Here is a 17,196-nt window from a genome sequence, read left to right on the forward strand (position 1 = left end):
GGCGAAACCCCTTTCCCGACCCGCGCGAAAGATCAGCGGCGGGGCGTCAGCGACAGCCGCAGCCGCTCAACAACGCCGCCATCGCGTCCAGCTTCGGCCGGATGGACGAGGGGTTCACGCCGTTGGACATCAGCGCGAAGACCAGCAGTCTCCCGTCCGCGTCGGTCACGACCCCGGCCAGGCTGCTCACGCCGGTCAGGGTGCCGGTCTTGGCCCGCACCACCCCGCGGCCCGGCCCGGAGGGCCCGGACCGGCCGAACCGACCCTCGAGCGTGCCGTCGCCACCGGCCACGGGCAGACCGCTGAGGACCGGGCGCAGGAACTCGGTGCCGCCAGGACCCTCGACGGGCGCAGCGGCCGCACCGAGCAGCGACCCGAGCAGCCGTGCCGGGACCCGGTCCTCCGTCGACAGGCCGCTGCCGTCGTGGAGCACGGCGCCCGTCGGGTCGAAACCGGCCTGGCGGAGCGCGGCAAGGGTCTGCTGCGCGGCGCCGTCGAAGGTCGGCTCGCCGCCACGGGCGATCGCGACCTCCCGGGCGAGAATCTCGGCGAGCACGTTGTCCGAGGCACGCAGAAGCTGCTCGACGAGGTCGGTGATCGGGAGCGAGTGCACCGCCGCGAGGGCTTTCGCGCCCGGCTGTGCGGTGCCCTCTGCGACGTTCTTCGGGTCGGCTCCCAGGTCCTGCGCCAGCGCGCGACCCGCAGCCAGCGCGGGGTCGTCGACGCGGGGGCCGTCCTGTTCCGTCGGGTCGATCCGGCCGCCGTCCACCATCACCGGCTCGATCGGGGTGATGAAACCCGCGGCGACGTCGGCAGGGTCCCAGCCCTCGGCCATCGACGGCCCCTTGTAGCGGCTGGTGTCGACGAGCACGCGCGTGATCGGGCCGGGCACCGCCTTCCGCACGGCAGCCGCGAGGTCGGACATCCGCGGCGCGCCCGGGTACACGCTGTTCTGACCGGGCGGCAGGGTGGTGAGAGTGGGGTCGCCGCCGCCGACGAGCACCACCGTGCCGGGCTGTGAGCCCTGCACCACGCGGGTGACGAGCGTGTCGGTGGGGTTGAGCGTGAGCAGGGCTGCGGAGACGGTGAGCAGCTTCCCCGTGGAGCCGGGGACCAGTGCCTTCTCCGGCGTGTGCTGCCAGAGGGTGTTGCCGGTGGACGGGTCGACGACGACACCGGTGAACGTCCCCGGCATCGCGTCGGCGGCCCCGTCCAGGGCCACGGACAGCCCGGCCGCGGTGGGCCGGGGCGCGTTCGCCGGGAGCGGCCCGAGCACGGCAGGCGGCGACGGGGGCGTCTCCGCTGCCTCGGCCTGAGCCAGCCCCAGCCGTTGCACCAGGGTGGGGCCGGTGAGCGCCACGGCGCCGCCGGAAGCCCCGGCGACGGCGAGCACCACGAGAACGATCAGTCCGCGTCGCGCTCCGCGACCCGGCAGACGCAGAGTGTCACCGATACGGCGCCCGATGCCCACGTCGCCTCCTCCCGCATAGCGCGCGACAACAGCACTGGTCGGCCGGTCACGACCCGGCAGACGCGGTCCCCCACACTAGAGGCAGGCGCCGGAGCCGGTCGCCCGACCGGCATCGGCTCTGTAGATGCCCGCTTCTGAGCACGCAGGAGAGCGCCAGTGGACTTCGACGTCACGATCGAGATCCCCAAGGGGGGTCGCAACAAGTACGAGGTGGACCACAAGACGGGGAGGATCCGGCTGGACCGGACGCTCTTCACCGCCACCCAGTACCCGGCCGACTACGGGTTCATCGAGGACAGCCTCGGTGAGGACGGTGACCCGCTCGATGCCCTCGTGCTCGTGCAGGAGCCCACGTTCCCCGGCTGTCTCATCCGGGCCCGCGCCATCGGCATGTTCCGCATGAAGGACGAGAAGGGCGGGGACGACAAGGTCCTCTGCGTCCCGAGTGACGATCCGCGCCAGGAGCACCTGCGCGATATTCATCACCTGCCCGAGTTCGACCGGGCCGAGATCCAGCACTTCTTCGAGATCTACAAGACGCTGGAGCCGGGCAAGAGCGTCGAGGGCGCCACCTGGGTGGGGCGGGCCGACGCCGAGCGCGAGATCAAGGTGTCGTGGCAGCGGGCGAGGGACGCCGAGGCCGCGGAGGCCGCGGAGGCCGAGGAGGCCGAGTCCGAGCACTGAGCAGGCGGCCTGCGGGGAGGCCGGTCCGTTCGGTCTGTTCGGTCAGCGACCCGGCAGATCCTCGTCGGCGCGTAGCCCGAGGATCTCCCGCACCTGAGCCGGGCTGAGTCCCTGGGCGACGAGTTCGTCCGCCGCGGCGTCCAGTTCGGCGGTGCGCCGCTCCAGCTCGCGGCGGGCCGAACGCACCGCGTCGCGGGCGGCCTCTGCTGCGCGCACGACGGGGAGTGTCTGCTGGGGGTCGGGCAGCAGCGTGGTGAGCAACCGGTCCCTGGCCGCGCCGGCGCCGCCAGTGACCGGGGCTCGGACGGCCTCGGCCGGGACGGTGATGGGCGCTGCCGACGGCGCCAGCGTCGCCAGCGGGCCGAGTTCCTCGTCACGTCGCGCGTCGACGCCGGACTGCGCGCGCAGCGGTAGCTCCTTCATCATGATCACGGCGAAGAGCCCGATCACGAGCACCGCCGAGGCCGCCAGGAACACGGTGCTCATGGAGCTCGCGAACCCGTCCAGGATCGGTCTGCTCAGCACCGGGTCGGCGGCGGACAGGAACGAGGAGTCGTCGAGCGACAGGTCGGATCCGTCGTCCACGGCGCCGAGGATCGGCGCGTTGGCCGGGTTGGCGGTCACCGCCGGATCGGCGAGGGCCGCCCGGAACCGCGGGGTGTCGGACGCGGCCCGGAAGTTGTCGGCCACCCGGCCGCCCAGCCGGTCGAACAGGATCGACAGGAACACGGCCGTGCCGAGCGTGCCGCCCATCTGCCGGAAGAACGTGGCGGACGCGGTGGCCACGCCCATGTCCCGGGGCGGCATCGCGTTCTGCACCGCGAGGGTGAGCGGCTGCATGTTGCCGCCCAGGCCCCATCCGATCACCACCATGATCAGCGCGGTCTGCCAGTAGGGGGTGTCGACACCGATCCGCGAGAGCAGCGCAGCGCCGACGACCATCAGCGAGAGCCCGATGACCGGCCAGATCTTGTACCGCCCGGTGCGGGCGATCAGCTGACCGGAGAACACCGACATCGACATGATGCCGAGCACCAGCGGCAGGGTCTGCAGACCGGCCTCGGTCGGCGAGGAGCCCTTCACGATCTGCAGGTACAGCGGCAGCACCGCGAGCACCGCGAACATCCCGGTGCCGGCGATGAACGACGCGATCACGCCCCACCGGAACACGCCGCCACGGAAGAACCGCAACGGGAGCAGCGCGTCGTCACCGATCCGCCGCTCGAGCACCAGGAACGCACCGAGACCCGCCACACCGATCGCGTAGCAGGCGAGCGCGAGCGGCGAGCCCCATCCCCAGGTCCGGCCCTGCTCGGCGACGATCAGCAGCGGCACGAGCGCGACAGTCAGCGCGATCGCCCCCGGCCAGTCGATGCGGTGCTCCCGCGGGCTGTGCGGGACGTTCAGCACCTTCGTGACCACGATCAGCGCGATGATCCCGAGCGGGACGTTGACCAGGAAGACCCAGCGCCATCCGGTGATGCCCAGCAGCTCCGGCTGACCGGCGAAGAAACCGCCTGCCAGCGGCCCGAGCACGCTCGACGTGCCGAAGACCGCAACGAAGTAGCCCTGGTACCTGGCCCGTTCCCGCGGCGCCACGATGTCGCCGACGATCGTCAGAGCCAGGGAGAACAGCCCACCGGCGCCGAGTCCCTGGATCCCGCGGAAGGCCGCGAGCTGGTACATCGACGTGGCGAAGGCGCAGGCGACCGAGCCGACGAGGAAGATCGAGATCGCCCAGAGGAAGAGCGGCTTGCGCCCGAAGATGTCCGAGAGCTTGCCGTAGAGCGGGGTCGTGATCGTCGCGGTGACCAGGTAGGCGGTGGTGGCCCAGGCCTGCAGGCTGAGCCCGTCGAGGTCGTCGGCGATCGTCCTGATCGAGGTGGCCACGATCGTCTGGTCGAGCGCGCCGAGGAACAGGCCGATCATCAGGCCGGCGAAGATCGTCAGGATCTGCCGGTGGCTGAGCAGACCCTCTGTGGGAAGACCCTCCGGGGGGATGTCTGGCCGGGCACCGGCGGAGCCGGCTGCGGGCACGGACACGAGACCCCCTCAGTGCCGCGCTGCCGCCACGTCGATCGGAGCGGCGGCAGACTCGGTGGGACGTGACGTATCACTCTCGAAGTCGGTGGTGAAGCGGGCCAGCAGGTCGGCCAGCGCCCGCCGATCGTCGCCGGACCAGCTCTCGAGCATCTCCGCGATCCGCTGGTTGCGGATGCGCCGGTTCTCCTCGAACACCCGCCTGCCCTCCGTGGTGGCGGCGAGCAGCGTGGCGCGCCCGTCGACCGGGTCGGCCGTGCGCTCGACGAGACCAAGGCGCACCAGGTGGCCGATCTGGCGGCTGATCGTGGACGGGTCGGAGTACACGGCCTCGGCCAGCGACCCGGCCCGGCGCGGCCCGTCCTTCACGAGGTGGACGAGCAGGTGGTAGGTGGCCCGCTCCACGGCGTCCGGGTGCTCGGCCTGGTACTGCACCTGCTTGCGCTCGATCAGGCGAACCAGCCGGATGAGCTGGCTGCCGACCTCGTCGGCAATGGCGAGCTCGTCCTGGGACGGCACGGTGGTAGCCCCCTGCGGAATTGTCGGCTTGCGTGTGTCACGCAAAAAGTTGACTCATACAAGGATGTACCTCAGCGTGTCGTCTCGGCAACCCGGCCGGGTGTGATGTGTGCGAGTCAGGAGACCCGTTCGAACACCGCAGCCAGGCCCTGGCCTCCGCCGATGCACATCGTCTCCAGGCCGTAACGGACCGAGCGGCGGTCCATCTCCCTCGCCAGGGTGGCCAGGATGCGCCCCCCGGTGGCGCCGACGGGGTGGCCGAGCGAGATGCCCGAGCCGTTGACGTTGACCCGGTCGAAGTCCTCCGGCGCGAACTTCCATTCGCGGGTGACGGCCAGCACCTGCGCCGCGAACGCCTCGTTCAGCTCGATCAGGTCCATGTCGGCGAGTGTGAGCTCGGCCGCGTCCAGCGCCTTCGCGACGGCAGGCACGGGCCCGATGCCCATCGTGGCGGGCGGCACCCCGCCGACACCCCACGAGACCAGCCGGACCAGCGGTCGCAGACCCAGCTCCGCCGCCTTCTCCGGGGAGGTGACCACACAGATGGACGCGCCGTCGTTCTGCCCGCTGGCGTTGCCCGCGGTGACCGTGGCCTCCGGGTCGTCCCGGCCGAGAACGGGACGCAGCCCGGCCAGCTTCTCCACGGACGAGTCGGCACGGATGTGCTCGTCGGTGTCGACCACCGTGTCGCCCTTCCGGCCCTTCACCGTGACCGGCACGATCTCGTCGGCGAACCGGCCCTCGTCACGGGCGGCGGCGGCGCGCCGGTGGGAGCGGACGGCGAACTCGTCCTGCTCCTCGCGCGGGATCGAGTACTCCCTGCGCAGGTTCTCCGCGGTCTCGAGCATCCCGCCCGGCACCGGGAAGTTGATCCCGCCCGCCGTGACGCGGCCCCGCGCCAGAGCGTCGTGCAACATCACGCCGGGACCACCCTTGGCGCCCCAGCGCATGGCCGTGGAGTAGAACGGCGCGCCCGACATCGACTCGGCCCCGCCCGCCAGCACCACCTCGGAGGCGCCCGCCTGCACCTGCATCGCGGCGTACAGGACGGCCTGCAGGCCGGAGCCGCAGCGCCGGTCGATCTGCAGCCCGTTGACGGTGACGGGCAGGCCGGCGTCCAGCGCGGCAACCCGGCCGATCGCGGGGGCGTCCATCGTCGGGTAGCAGTGCCCGAGCAGCACGTCGTCCACCGAGTCCGGCGGCAGCCCGGTGCGGTCCATGAGACCCCGGATCACGATTGCCGCGAGCTCGTGGGCGGGCACGTCCCGCAACGAGCCGCCGAAACCGCCCACCGGTGTCCGCAGTGGCTCGCAGATGACCGCGTCGCGCATCAGGTTCGTCTCCCTCGTCGTCCCTGCAGTTCCGTGCCCTACACGTGCTGGCGGGTCAGCCACTCCGCCACGAGCGCGGGCCGGTCGGATCCGTCGATCTCCACCGTGACCTTGTTGGTGATCTGCACCCCACCGGCCACGTCGGCGACATCGACCAGTTCGATGCTGCCCCTGACCTTGCTCCCCACGGGGACGGGCGAGGTGAACCTCACGCGGTTCAGGCCGTAGTTGATGCCCATCTTCACGTTCTCGATCCGGTAGATCTGCGAGATCAGCGCGGGCAGGAGCGAGAGCGTCAGGAACCCGTGGGCGATCGTGGTGCCGAACGGGCCTGCCTTCGCCCTCTCCTCGTCGACGTGGATCCACTGGTGGTCGCCGGTGGCGTCGGCGAACGTGTCGATCCGGGCCTGGTCGATCGTGACCCAGTCGCTCACCCCGATCTGGTCACCCACGGCCGCCCGCAGCTCGTCGACACCGCTGAAGACTCGCATCGGTACTCCTGATCTTCGATCCGCTGATCCACCGTTGCACAGGCGGATCTCCACCGCCGATTAACCCTGCCATACGGGCTCCGGTGATTCGCCCTGCTCCGAGCGGGTATGCGCAGTTGACAGCAGTCGAGCAGGGGACGGGCCTCATGGATACCGCAGCGGAGACGGCGCAGGCGCCGCGACGCGATGGTGCGTGGCACGAGGCCCTGCCGTACTTCTCGGCAGGGCAGCTCATCGAACGGCTGGCTCCCCAGGTGGCGGCAGCGGTGTCAGCGGGCGATCCGGTCGTCGCGGTGCTCGACGAGGCCACCGGCGGCCAACTGCGCGACGCGCTCGGCGCCGACTCGTCCGGCGTCGACTTCCAGGACCCTCTCCAGGTGCACCGGATGCCGGCCTTCACCGTCGCGCTGCAGTGGGCCAGGACGAGCAGGCTGATCACCGCTCCCGGCGGGCGGGCGCTCGTGGTGAGCCAGCAGCTGGACACGATCGCCGGCGGCCCGCACCACTGGGCGCGCCTCGACATCGGTGTGAACGTCGCCACAGCCGGGCTCCCCGTCACGGTGCTGTGCCCCTTCGAGCACGGCATCGCCCACCTGCCCGTGGTGCAGGCGACCCATCCGTTGCTGGGCACGACCACCGGTTCCGAGCCCAGCCGGTTCTACCGGGAGCCGGAGGAGTCCGTGCTGGACTATCCGCCGCCTCCGCCGCCCGACCTGGGCACACCGGCCGCGGAGCTCACCTTCGTGCCCGACGACCTGGTCGACCTGCGTCACCTCGTCAGCCGGGTCGCCGGTTCGACCAGCCTCGACCCCGACCGCGTCGCGGACCTGGTGCTGGCGGTCAACGAGCTGGCGTCGAACAGCGTGGAGCACGGGCCGGGATGGGGCAGGCTGCGCCTGTGGACCAGCGCCGACTCCGGCGCCGACGTCGTGGCCGAGGTGGCGGACGCCAGCCGGATGACCGTGCCGTTCCCCGGCATGAGGATGCCGCCACCGGCAGGCGCCCGCGGCCGCGGACTCTGGCTCGCCGCGGAGCTGGCCGACGCGCTCGAGGTGTGGAGCGAGCCGCGCGACACCGTCATCCGGGTACGGATGAGCGCCTGATGCGGCGTCCACCGACCGGACCAGAACCACGTCGTGGCGACACCTGATCCGCCGTCGACGGGCCAGGCGGGTGGGGGCCACGATGACCGGATGGATGCCGTGGCGCACTTCGCCGAGCTGGTCGGGCATCCCGACCCGCCACTGGACCGCGCCGCGCTCGCCCTCGCCGCGGGCGCCGACGCCACCCTCGGCCCGGCACCGTGGCTGGCCGAGCTGGACCGGCTCGCCTCGGGCGTCACCTCACTCGACGGGCTGCTGGACCGGCTGTTCGCGGAGGAGGACTTCCGGGGCAACGTCGACGACTACCACGACCCGCGCAACTCCCTCCTCCCCCACGTGCTGAGGCGCAGGCTCGGCATCCCGATCACCCTGGCCGTCGTCACGATCGAGGTGGGCAGGCGGGCGGGGATCGCGCTGGAAGGGGTCGGGATGCCCGGGCACTTCCTGGTCCGGCCGGTCGGGACGGAGACGCTCCTCGACGTCTTCCACGGGGGCGCCGTGCTCGACGCCACCGCGTGCGAGGCCCTGTTCCGGACCGCCACCGGCGCGGGCCCCGACGTGCCCTTCGGCCCGCACCTGCTGGCCACGGCCCCGACGCGCTTCATCCTGCTGCGGATGCTCGAGAACCTGCGGCTCATCTACCGGTCCCGGCAGCGTCCGGCCGATCTCGAGTGGGTCGTGCGGATGCGCCTCGCGCTGCCCGGCGCCGGGCTCCCCGACCTGCTCGAGCTGGCCGGCACGCTCGGCGACCAGGCCCGCTGGATCGACGGCGCCCGCCTGCTGGAGGAGCAGGTCCCCGGCGCGCCGCCGGAGCGGGCCGAGATCCTGCGGACCGCGGCCCGCACCCTGCGCGCGCACCTCAACTGAGCACGCCCCCACCCGCGAGTCGCCCGTTCCGGGTGCGCGAGTCGCCCGTTCCGGGTGCGCGAGTCGCCCGTTCCCCGCCCGCGAGTCGCCCGATCCGAGTGCGCGAGTCGCCCGTTCCCGGGCCACGTCGCGTAGCTCCCCCGCGCGGCGATCACCCCAGCGGCCGGATGCCCCAGCTGCCGGTCCACGTCTCACCCGGCTCGACGACGAGCAGCCCGGTGCCGGTGTTCAGCGCGTCCGGAGGGCAGGTCATGGGCTCGACGGCGACGGCCCGTCCCCGCCCGGGATGGTCGTCGGGGGTGAAGACCTGCACCCAGCCGAAGTCGGGGTCGGCCCACAGCTCGACGCCGGCACCGGGCCCGACCAGCCGGTGCCGGATGACCGAGTCGCCGTCGGCCGGGGCGCAGTCGCCGAAGGCGTGGTCGAGGGTCACACCGCGCAGCGGGCGCCCGCCACGGAAGTCGAGGTCTCCCTCGGCCGGGGTGGCCGGGCCCGTGGGCAGGCCACCGGACAGCGGCAGCGTGGATGCCGCGGACAGGGTGAGCGCGCAGTCGTCCGTGGCCTCCGCCCCTGCCCTCAGGTACGGGTGTGCCCCCACCCCGAACGGCACCGGGTCGGCCCCCACGTTGCGCACGGTGTGGGTGACGGTGAGCCCCTCGTCCCCGACGCCGAACCGGACGCTGGTGTCGAGCGGCACCGGCCAGCCCGGCTGCGGGGGGATCACCGCGTGCAGCGTGATCGACTCCGCCGTGCGCTCAGCCGGCCGGTAGAGGGTGTGCCGGAGCAGCCCGTGGATGGCGTTTCCCGCTGCGGGCTCGCTCAGCACGAGCTGCTGCGGCTGCCCGTTCCACGTCCAGCGGCCCCGCGCGGTGCGGTTCGGCCACGGGACGAGGACGGTGCCCGAACCCCGTGGGGGACGCGCGGTCTCGTCGAACGTCTCGATGTACGGGCGGCCGCCGGACTCGAAGGACCGGAGACCGGCACCGACCTCCGTGACGACGGCGCGGACGCCGCCTGCGGCGATCTCGAACTGCTCGCCCGTCGGGGGCATGGGGATGCGCGTGACCACTTCGGGAGCCTACGTGCGCGGCGCACGGGACCGGTGGGGGTCATCGGCGCGTCGCCCGACGTCCACCTACCTCGCATACGGTGGCTGGGTGGCTTCTTCCCGACGTCTCCGCGCATTGATCACCAACGACGACGGAATCGACTCACCAGGGCTGTGGGCCCTCGCCGCCGGAGCGCGTGACGCCGGCTTCGACGTGGTCGTCGCCGCCCCCCACGTGGACGCCAGCGGCGTCGGAGCATCGGTGCTGTCGGTCCGGGAGGGCAACCGCACCCTCCTGCACCGCCGGGAGCTCGCCGAACTGCCCGGGATCCCCGCCTACGCCGTGGAGGGGCACCCGGCGTTCATCACGCACTCCGCCGGGCGCGGCTGGCTCGACCCCGAGCCGGACGTCGTGCTGTCCGGGATCAACCGCGGCGCGAACCTCGGCCACGCGGTGCTGCACTCCGGCACGGTGGGCGCGGTGCTGGCCGGGTCGCTGCACGGCTGGCGCGGGCTGGCCGTGTCGCTCGACGTCCCGGAGCAGGGCTCGGAGCGCCCCCGCTGGGAGACGGTGCTGGCGGTCCTGCCCGAGGTGCTGGACGTGCTGCTCGCCGCCCCCGACGGCACCGCCCTGTCGCTCAACGTGCCCAACCTGCCCGCTGCCGAGATCGGCGAGCTGCGCGAGGCGCGGCTGTCGGCGTTCGGAGCCGTGCAGGTGCGCGTGGACGTGCGCACCGCGGAGCAGGGGGAGGCGCTCCACAGCGTGGTCGAGGAGATGACGTCGGCCCCGGAACCCGGCACCGACCTCGCGCTGCTCACCGCCGGGCATCCGACGCTCACCGAGCTGCAGTCGGTGTCGGAGCGGCCCGGTGTGCTGGACCGCGTGGCACCGAGCAGGCGGGCGGGCTAGCCCCGCCCCCCGCAACGGCGCCGGCGGTGCACGTCAGTGCTCGTCGGCGCCGGTGAGCTCGTGTTCCAGCCGGTCGGCCGCCTCGACCACCAGCCGGAACGAGCGGTCGAACCCGTCGAGCGCGGTGTCCCCGAGCGGGATCGAGTGGCGGAACAGCACCAGCCCGTCGTTGACGACGGCGCCGCCCGCGAGCGACTCACCCGCGAGGGTGAGCATCGCGGCGAGGTCGACCTCGCCCACCCGCCCGACCGGTGACGTGATCTGCGCCCACGGGTGCCCGTCCTCCCCCGTGACCAGCCGCACCGCGACGAGCTGGGTGCGCTCGCCGGACGTGGGGAGGTTGAACCACAGCTCGTCCTCCACCTGCCGCATGATCTCGTAGCGCACGCGGACGAAGGACATCAGATCGTCCCAGCTGGCCACAACCCCGCCTCTCCTCGGTCGAGCGGACCGTACCGCGCTCAGCCTCTGAGCTGGTCGACCGGTGCCCAGTCATCGGTGAGCACCTCGGCCGCACCGGCGAACTCGCGGGTGCGGTCGTCTCCGAGCACCGAGCCCGGTTCGCCCCGCGCGGCCGCTCTGGCGGCCAGCCCGGCGAGGTCGAGTGGCAGGTCGGACGCCACGATCACCGCGTTGCCCCCGCCGCCCGGCCCGAGCTGGTCCGGGCGGACCAGCAGCACGACGTTCGGGAACCTGGTGGCCACCGTGGCCACCTCCGCCGCCAGCAGCCGCCACGGCTGCCGGTCGATCACGTTCAGCACGAAGAGGCCGTCGACCCGCAGCACCCGGTTCACGTCGGCGACGAACTCGGCGGTGGAGAGGTGCCACGGCACGGACCGCGCACCGAACGCGTCGCCGACCACCAGGTCTGCGGAGGCGGTCTGCAGACCGGCGAGCGTGGTTCTGGCGTCGCCGATCTGCACGGTGGTGCCCGGGATGTCGGCCGCGCCGAGCTCGCGGCGCGCCAGGTCGACCACGCCGGCGTCCACCTCCAGCACGGTCGAGGTGCTGCCCGGGCGGGTGGCGGCCAGCCAGTGCGGCATCGTGAAGCCGCCGCCGCCGATGTGCACGGCGTCCACCGGACGACCGGCGGGGAAGACCGTGTCGATCGCGTCGGCGAACCGCTGCGTGTAGGCGAACTCCAGGTGTGTCGGGTCGGAGAGGTCGACCGCCGAGTGGCGCAGGTCGTCGAGCACGAGGATCCGGGTGCCGGGCCGGTCGGCGTCGGTCTCGATGCGGGCGCAGTAGTACACGGTGTCGACGTCGCAGCGCCCTGGCACGGCCACGAGCACGGTGCCTGCCACCACCGCGGCGACGGCGATCCCGATGACGGTGGTCGGCGCTCGGACCGTGGCCGTGACCGCCGCCAGCAACAGGCAGGAGGCGGCCGTGACCAGCAGGATCGCAGTGACAGGCAACAGCGACACCAGCAGGAACCCGGTGAGGAACACCCCGGCGAGCGACCCGAGCGTGCCGGCCGCGGACAACCGCCCGATCACCGCGCCGGAACCGTCCACGCTCGACAGAGAGGCGCGCGTGACGGCGGGCGTGACCATCGCCAGCGCGGTGACCGACACCAATGTGGACACCGCCACCAGCACCACCGCGGCGTAGGGGCCGGGGCCGAGCGCCGGACCGAGCAGCCGGATCAGCGGGCGCACCACCAGCACCCCCAGGCCCCCGACGGCGAGCGCGCCCGCGGCCACCCAGCGTGGTGGCAGCACGTCGGACCAGCGCCCCCCGAGCGAGGCGCCTGCGGCGATCCCGGCCAGCGCGACCCCGATCACCGCCGTCGTCGACTCGAGGGTCAGACCGACGTAAGGCGCCACGAGCCGGGTGGAGAGCGTCTCCACCACCAGGATTGCGGCACCGCTCACAACCACGACTATCCGGGCGAACAGGGCGTTCACCCCACCATCCTCCGGTGGCCGCCTGCCGCGGCGCCAGCGGGGTGCTACAAACCGAGCTGCCGGGCGATCAACATGCGTTGAACTTCGGAGGTGCCTTCGCCGATCTCCAGGATCTTCGCATCCCGGTAGAAGCGGCCAACCGGATACTCGTTCATGAACCCGTAGCCGCCGAAGACCTGGGTGGCGTCGCGGGCGTTGTCCATCGCCGCGTTCGACGCCACCAGCTTCGCGATCGCCGCCTCCTTCTTGAACGGCTCGCCGGCGAGCATCTTCGCCGCCGCGGCGTAGTACGCCAGCCGCGCGGTGTGCGCCCGCGCCTCCATGTCGGCGATCTTGAACTGGATGCTCTGGTAGCTGCCGATCGGGTTGCCGAAGGCCACGCGCTCGTGGGCGTAGCGCACCGACTCGTCCACGCAGCCCTGCGCGAGCCCGACCGACAGCGCGGCGATCGCCACCCGGCCCTCGTCGAGGATCGACAGGAACTGCGCGTAGCCCCGCCCCCGCTCGCCGAGGAGGTTGGCGGCCGGCACCCGGCAGTCGTCGAAGAAGAGCTCGCGGGTGTCGGAGGCCGACCAGCCGACCTTCGAGTACTTCTTCGACACCCGGAACCCCGGCGTCCCGGCCGGCACCATGATCGCCGAGATCTCCCGGCGCCCCGAGGCGTCCGCGCCACCGGTGAGCGCCGTGACCGTGACGACCGACGTGATGTCGGTGCCGGAGTTGGTGATGAACGCCTTCGAACCGTTGATCACCCACTCGTCGCCGTCGAGCCGCGCGGTGGTGCGGGTGGCACCCGCGTCCGAACCGCCACCGGGTTCGGTGAGCCCGAACGCGCCGAGCCGCTCCCCGGCCGTGAGGGCGGGGAGCCACTCGCGCTTCTGCTCCTCGGTGCCGAACCGGTAGATCGGCATCGAACCCAGCGACACCCCCGCCTCCAGGGTGATCGCCACCGACGAGTCGACGCGCGCGAGCTCCTCCAGCGCGAGGCACAGGGCGAAGTAGTCGCCGCCCATGCCGCCGTAGGACTCGTCGAAGGGCAGGCCGAACAGGCCCATCGCCCCCATCTTCGCCACGATCTCGTACGGGAACTCGCCACGCTCGTAGAGCTCCCCGATGACCGGAGCGACCTCCTTGCGGGCGAAGTCCTCGACCGTCGCCCGCAGCGCCTCGTGCTCGGGGCTCAGCGTGAGGTCCATGTCATCCCTCTTCCGTGGTGGGTTCGACGACCAGGAGCACGGCGTCGCGCGCGACGGTGGCGCCCGCACGGGCCCGGAGCTCACGGACCACCCCGTCGACGGGTGCGGTGAGCACGTGCTCCATCTTCATCGCCTCGACGACGACGAGGCGGTCGCCGGCGGCGACCTGCTGCCCCTCGGCGACCTCGACGACGGTGACCGTGCCGGGCATCGGCGAGAGCACCGGCCCGCCTGCGCCCTCCTCCGCGGAGGCCGCCGCCTCCAGCGGGGCCTGCTCGCGGATGCCCCAGGCCCGGCCGTCTCGCCCGAGCCACAACGTGTCGCCGCCTGCCCAGTGGTAGCGGCGGGTGACGCCGTCCAGGGTGACCTCGAGCAGACCCGGGCGCTGCGCGCGCAGCGACATCGGAGCGCCGTCGCCGACCACGCACTCGGCGGACGACGCGCGGCCGCTCACCCTGACGACCACGGGCTCATGACCGGTGACGAGCATCTGCCACGTGGTCGACGCCGGGTCGCCGATGCGCCAGCCACCGGGCACGTCGAACGGGTCGACCACCGGCCCGGTGGGCTCGAGCTCCAGCATGGCGTGGGCCGCGGCCGCCGCGAGCACGTCGGCCGGCAGCTCGGACGCGGTCCAGGCGGCTCCCCGGCGCCCGACGAGCCCGGTGTCCAGCCGCGCCGCCCGGACGTCGTCGTCGGCGAGGAGGGCGCGCAGGAAGCCGATGTTGGTGTCGAGGCCGAGCACCACCGTGTCGCGCAGCGCGGTGTCGAGCCTGCGGATGGCCTCGGCGCGGTCGGCGCCGTGGGCGACGACCTTCGCGAGCATGGGGTCGTAGTCCGACCCGACCACGACGCCCTCGGCCATCCCCGAGTCGACCCGGACCCCCGGACCGGCCGGTTCGTGCAGCGCCAGTACGGGGCCGCCGGTCGGCAGGAAGCCGGCCGCCGGGTCCTCGGCGTAGACCCGCGCCTCGACGGCGTGCCCGGTGAGGCGGACGTCCTCCTGGGCGACGGGCAGCGGCTCCCCTGCGGCCACCCGCAGCTGGAGCTCGACGAGGTCGAGCCCGGTGACCATCTCGGTGACCGGGTGCTCCACCTGGAGCCGGGTGTTCATCTCCATGAAGTAGAAGGCGCCGTCGCCTGCCCGGTCGCCCTCCACGATGAACTCCACGGTGCCCGCGCCGGAGTACCCCACCGCCCGGGCTGCCTCGACGGCCGCGGCGCCCATCGCGGCGCGCTGCTCCCCGGTGAGGAGCGCCGACGGGGCCTCCTCGACGATCTTCTGGTGCCGCCGCTGCAGGCTGCACTCGCGCTCGCCGAGGTGCACGACGTTGCCGTGCGCGTCGGCCACGATCTGGATCTCGATGTGCCGCGGTGTGCCGACGAGCCGCTCCACGAGCAGCGTGTCGTCGCCGAAGGAGCCGCGGGCCTCCCGCCGTGCCGACGCGATGGCGTCGGCAAGCTGTTCGGGGCGGTACACCTCGCGCATGCCCTTGCCACCGCCGCCCGCGCTGGGCTTGAGCAGCACCGGGTACCCGATCTGCCGGGCGGCGGCCGCCAGGTCGTCGTCGGACAGACCGGCGCCGTCCGAACCCGGGACGACGGGCACTCCCGCCTTGGCGACGGTCTGCTTGGCGCGGATCTTGTCGCCCATCGCCTCGATCGCGGCAGCAGGCGGCCCGACGAACGTGATGCCGGCCTCCTCGCAGGCCGCGGCGAAGGCCGTGTTCTCGCTGAGGAACCCGTAGCCGGGGTGGATCGCCTGCGCACCGGTGGCCCGCGCCGCCTCGATCACGGCAGGGATGGACAGGTAGCTCTGCGCGGCAGCCGCAGGCCCGATCCGGACCGCGACGTCGGCGAGGGCGACGTGCGGGGAGCCGGCGTCGGCATCGGAGTACACGGCGACGGACCGCACCCCCATGAGCCGCAATGTCCGCAGCACGCGCACGGCGATCTCACCCCGGTTCGCGACGAGCACGGTGTCAAACACGGGAGCCGCCCGATCCCGACGGATACACGGCCATCACATCCGGAAGACGCCGAAGTGCGGCGCCTCCAGTGGGGCGTTGGCCGCGGTACTCAGCGCGAGACCGAGGACCGTTCTCGTGTCCAAGGGGTCGATCACGCCGTCGTCCCAGATTCTCGCCGTGGAGTAGTACGGGTGGCCCTGGTGCTCGTACTGGGCGCGGATGCGGTTCTTGAAGTCCTCGTCGGACTCCCCGTTCCCGTTGCCGCGTACGGCGGAGAGCACGGTGGCGGCCTGCTCGCCGCCCATGACGGAGATGCGGGCATTGGGCCACATGAACAGGAAGCGCGGCGAATAGGCCCGCCCGCACATCGAGTAGTTGCCCGCACCGAACGAGCCTCCGATGATCACGGTCAGCTTCGGCACCCGCGTCGAGGCCACAGCCGTCACCATCTTCGCGCCGTTCTTCGCGATTCCCCCCGCCTCGTACTCGCGGCCGACCATGAAGCCCGAGACGTTCTGCAGGAACACCAGCGGGATCCCGCGCTGGTCGCACAGCTCGATGAAATGGGCGCCCTTGAGCGCCGACTCGGAGAACAGGATCCCGTTGTTCGCCACGATGCCGACGGGGTGCCCGTGCAGCCGCGCGAATCCCGTGACGAGGGTGGTGCCGTACTCGGCCTTGAACTCGTGGAAACGCGAACCGTCGACGATCCGGGCGATCACCTCGCGCACGTCGTACGGGGTCCGGGAGTCGGTGGGCACCGCGTCGTAGAGCGTCGCCGGGTCGACGGCGGGTTCCTCCGTGGGGAGCACGTCCCACGGCCGCGGCGCGCGCGGGCCGAGCGTGCCGACGATCGACCGGACGATCCGCAGTGCGTGGGCGTCGTCGTTCGCGAGGTGGTCGGTGACCCCGGAGATCCGCGAGTGCAGGTCGCCGCCGCCCAACTCCTCGGCCGTGACCACCTCGCCGGTCGCGGCCTTCACGAGCGGCGGGCCGCCCAGGAAGATCGTGCCCTGGTTGCGGACGATCACGGCCTCGTCGCTCATCGCCGGGACGTACGCGCCACCCGCCGTGCAGGAGCCGAGCACCGCGGCGATCTGCGGGATGCCGAGCCCGGACATCGTGGCCTGGTTGTAGAAGATCCGGCCGAAGTGCTCGCGGTCGGGGAAGACGTCGTCCTGCTCGGGCAGGTACGCGCCCCCGGAGTCGACGAGGTAGATGCACGGCAGCCGGTTGTGCAGCGCCACCTCCTGGGCACGGAGGTGCTTCTTCACCGTCATCGGGTAGTAGGTGCCGCCCTTGACGGTGGCGTCGTTCGCGACGATCACACACTCGCGCCCGGCCACCCGCCCGACGCCGGTGATCATCCCGGCTCCCGGGGCCTCGTCGCCGTACATGCCGTCGGCCGCCAGCGGCGACAGCTCGAGGAACGGGCTCGACGGGTCCACCAGCGAGTCGACGCGCTCGCGCGGCAGCATCTTGCCGCGCTCGACGTGCCGCTGCCGGGCCCGCTCGGGGCCCCCGAGGCGCGCCGCGGCCAGCTTGCGGCGCAGACCGGCGACCAGATCGCGATGCGCCGCGGCGTGGCGCGCGGCGTCCGGACCGGACGGGTCGACCGCGCTGCGCAGCGACGGACCGGACGTGGCGACGGGCATG

At 72.6% G+C, this 17,196-nt stretch carries 15 protein-coding genes; 4 read left to right on the forward strand and 11 right to left on the reverse strand.

Annotation, left to right across the window (positions count from 1 at the left end; translation table 11 throughout):
* Positions 1-46 precede the first annotated feature (46 nt).
* A complete protein-coding gene (dacB, locus tag AC5L35_RS07120) occupies positions 47-1,471 on the reverse strand; it encodes a D-alanyl-D-alanine carboxypeptidase/D-alanyl-D-alanine endopeptidase (RefSeq protein WP_495058756.1) in 1,425 nt (474 codons plus the stop codon).
* Positions 1,472-1,627: 156 nt separating this feature from the next.
* Here dacB and AC5L35_RS07125 point away from each other — a divergent pair, with 156 nt between their 5' ends.
* Positions 1,628-2,155 (forward strand): inorganic diphosphatase, encoded by a 528-nt coding sequence (locus tag AC5L35_RS07125; protein ID WP_495058757.1) that lies wholly within the window; start codon positions 1,628-1,630, stop codon positions 2,153-2,155.
* 42 nt (positions 2,156-2,197) lie between these two features.
* Here AC5L35_RS07125 and AC5L35_RS07130 read toward each other — a convergent pair whose 3' ends face one another.
* The 4 genes from AC5L35_RS07130 to AC5L35_RS07145 form a co-directional block, all read right to left on the reverse strand.
* Positions 2,198-4,192: an MDR family MFS transporter gene (locus AC5L35_RS07130; protein WP_495059244.1), complete on the reverse strand. Its 1,995-nt coding sequence runs from the start codon at positions 4,190-4,192 to the stop codon at positions 2,198-2,200.
* 15 nt (positions 4,193-4,207) lie between these two features.
* Positions 4,208-4,714 carry a MarR family winged helix-turn-helix transcriptional regulator gene (locus AC5L35_RS07135; protein WP_495058758.1) on the reverse strand — a complete coding sequence of 169 codons (507 nt, stop codon included), beginning with the start codon at positions 4,712-4,714 and terminating at the stop codon, positions 4,208-4,210.
* 116 nt (positions 4,715-4,830) lie between these two features.
* Positions 4,831-6,045 carry an acetyl-CoA C-acetyltransferase gene (locus AC5L35_RS07140; RefSeq protein WP_495058759.1) on the reverse strand — a complete coding sequence of 405 codons (1,215 nt, stop codon included), beginning with the start codon at positions 6,043-6,045 and terminating at the stop codon, positions 4,831-4,833.
* A gap of 38 nt (positions 6,046-6,083) precedes the next feature.
* Positions 6,084-6,536, reverse strand: a complete 453-nt coding sequence (locus AC5L35_RS07145) for a MaoC family dehydratase (RefSeq protein WP_495058760.1) — start codon at positions 6,534-6,536, stop codon at positions 6,084-6,086.
* Positions 6,537-6,682: 146 nt separating this feature from the next.
* Here AC5L35_RS07145 and AC5L35_RS07150 point away from each other — a divergent pair, with 146 nt between their 5' ends.
* Entirely contained in the window at positions 6,683-7,639 is a 957-nt protein-coding gene (locus AC5L35_RS07150) for an ATP-binding protein (protein ID WP_495058761.1), read from the forward strand.
* A 90-nt stretch (positions 7,640-7,729) separates the two neighbouring features.
* On the forward strand, positions 7,730-8,506 hold the full coding sequence (locus tag AC5L35_RS07155) for a transglutaminase family protein (RefSeq protein WP_495058762.1): 777 nt from the start codon (positions 7,730-7,732) through the stop codon (positions 8,504-8,506).
* 151 nt (positions 8,507-8,657) lie between these two features.
* Here AC5L35_RS07155 and AC5L35_RS07160 read toward each other — a convergent pair whose 3' ends face one another.
* Positions 8,658-9,557: an aldose 1-epimerase family protein gene (locus AC5L35_RS07160; protein WP_495059245.1), complete on the reverse strand. Its 900-nt coding sequence runs from the start codon at positions 9,555-9,557 to the stop codon at positions 8,658-8,660.
* A gap of 106 nt (positions 9,558-9,663) precedes the next feature.
* On the opposite strand from AC5L35_RS07160, the gene surE reads away from it, so the two are divergent.
* The gene (surE, locus tag AC5L35_RS07165; protein ID WP_495058763.1) at positions 9,664-10,464 is read left to right on the forward strand and encodes a 5'/3'-nucleotidase SurE; all 801 of its coding nucleotides are present in this window, start codon (positions 9,664-9,666) and stop codon (positions 10,462-10,464) included.
* Between the two features lie 33 nt (positions 10,465-10,497).
* Here the strand turns inward: surE and AC5L35_RS07170 are convergent, their stop codons facing one another.
* Genes AC5L35_RS07170 through AC5L35_RS07190 form a run of 5 tightly spaced genes read right to left on the reverse strand, consistent with a single transcriptional unit; the run spans position 10,498 to position 17,195 of the window.
* A complete protein-coding gene (locus AC5L35_RS07170; protein ID WP_495058764.1) occupies positions 10,498-10,887 on the reverse strand; it encodes a hypothetical protein in 390 nt (129 codons plus the stop codon).
* Between the two features lie 38 nt (positions 10,888-10,925).
* A complete protein-coding gene (locus AC5L35_RS07175) occupies positions 10,926-12,374 on the reverse strand; it encodes a fused MFS/spermidine synthase (protein WP_495058765.1) in 1,449 nt (482 codons plus the stop codon).
* Between the two features lie 44 nt (positions 12,375-12,418).
* The gene (locus tag AC5L35_RS07180) at positions 12,419-13,570 is read right to left on the reverse strand and encodes an acyl-CoA dehydrogenase family protein (protein WP_495058766.1); all 1,152 of its coding nucleotides are present in this window, start codon (positions 13,568-13,570) and stop codon (positions 12,419-12,421) included.
* A 1-nt stretch (position 13,571) separates the two neighbouring features.
* Complete coding sequence (locus tag AC5L35_RS07185) at positions 13,572-15,560, reverse strand: acetyl/propionyl/methylcrotonyl-CoA carboxylase subunit alpha (protein WP_495058767.1); 1,989 nt, start codon at positions 15,558-15,560, stop codon at positions 13,572-13,574.
* 33 nt (positions 15,561-15,593) lie between these two features.
* Complete coding sequence (locus AC5L35_RS07190) at positions 15,594-17,195, reverse strand: carboxyl transferase domain-containing protein (protein ID WP_495058768.1); 1,602 nt, start codon at positions 17,193-17,195, stop codon at positions 15,594-15,596.
* Between the last annotated feature and the right edge of the window lies 1 nt (position 17,196).

It is taken from the genome of Pseudonocardia sp. OZ21 (assembly GCF_059359135.1).

Coding starts and splice junctions, on each gene's coding strand:
- AC5L35_RS07140 (WP_495058759.1), bottom strand. CDS start 6,045: ATGCGCGACGCGGTCATCTGCGAGCCACTGCGGACACCGGTGGGCGGT.
- AC5L35_RS07145 (WP_495058760.1), bottom strand. CDS start 6,536: ATGCGAGTCTTCAGCGGTGTCGACGAGCTGCGGGCGGCCGTGGGTGAC.
- AC5L35_RS07150 (WP_495058761.1), top strand. CDS start 6,683: ATGGATACCGCAGCGGAGACGGCGCAGGCGCCGCGACGCGATGGTGCG.
- AC5L35_RS07155 (WP_495058762.1), top strand. CDS start 7,730: ATGGATGCCGTGGCGCACTTCGCCGAGCTGGTCGGGCATCCCGACCCG.
- AC5L35_RS07160 (WP_495059245.1), bottom strand. CDS start 9,557: ATGCCCCCGACGGGCGAGCAGTTCGAGATCGCCGCAGGCGGCGTCCGC.
- AC5L35_RS07180 (WP_495058766.1), bottom strand. CDS start 13,570: ATGGACCTCACGCTGAGCCCCGAGCACGAGGCGCTGCGGGCGACGGTC.
- AC5L35_RS07190 (WP_495058768.1), bottom strand. CDS start 17,195: ATGCCCGTCGCCACGTCCGGTCCGTCGCTGCGCAGCGCGGTCGACCCG.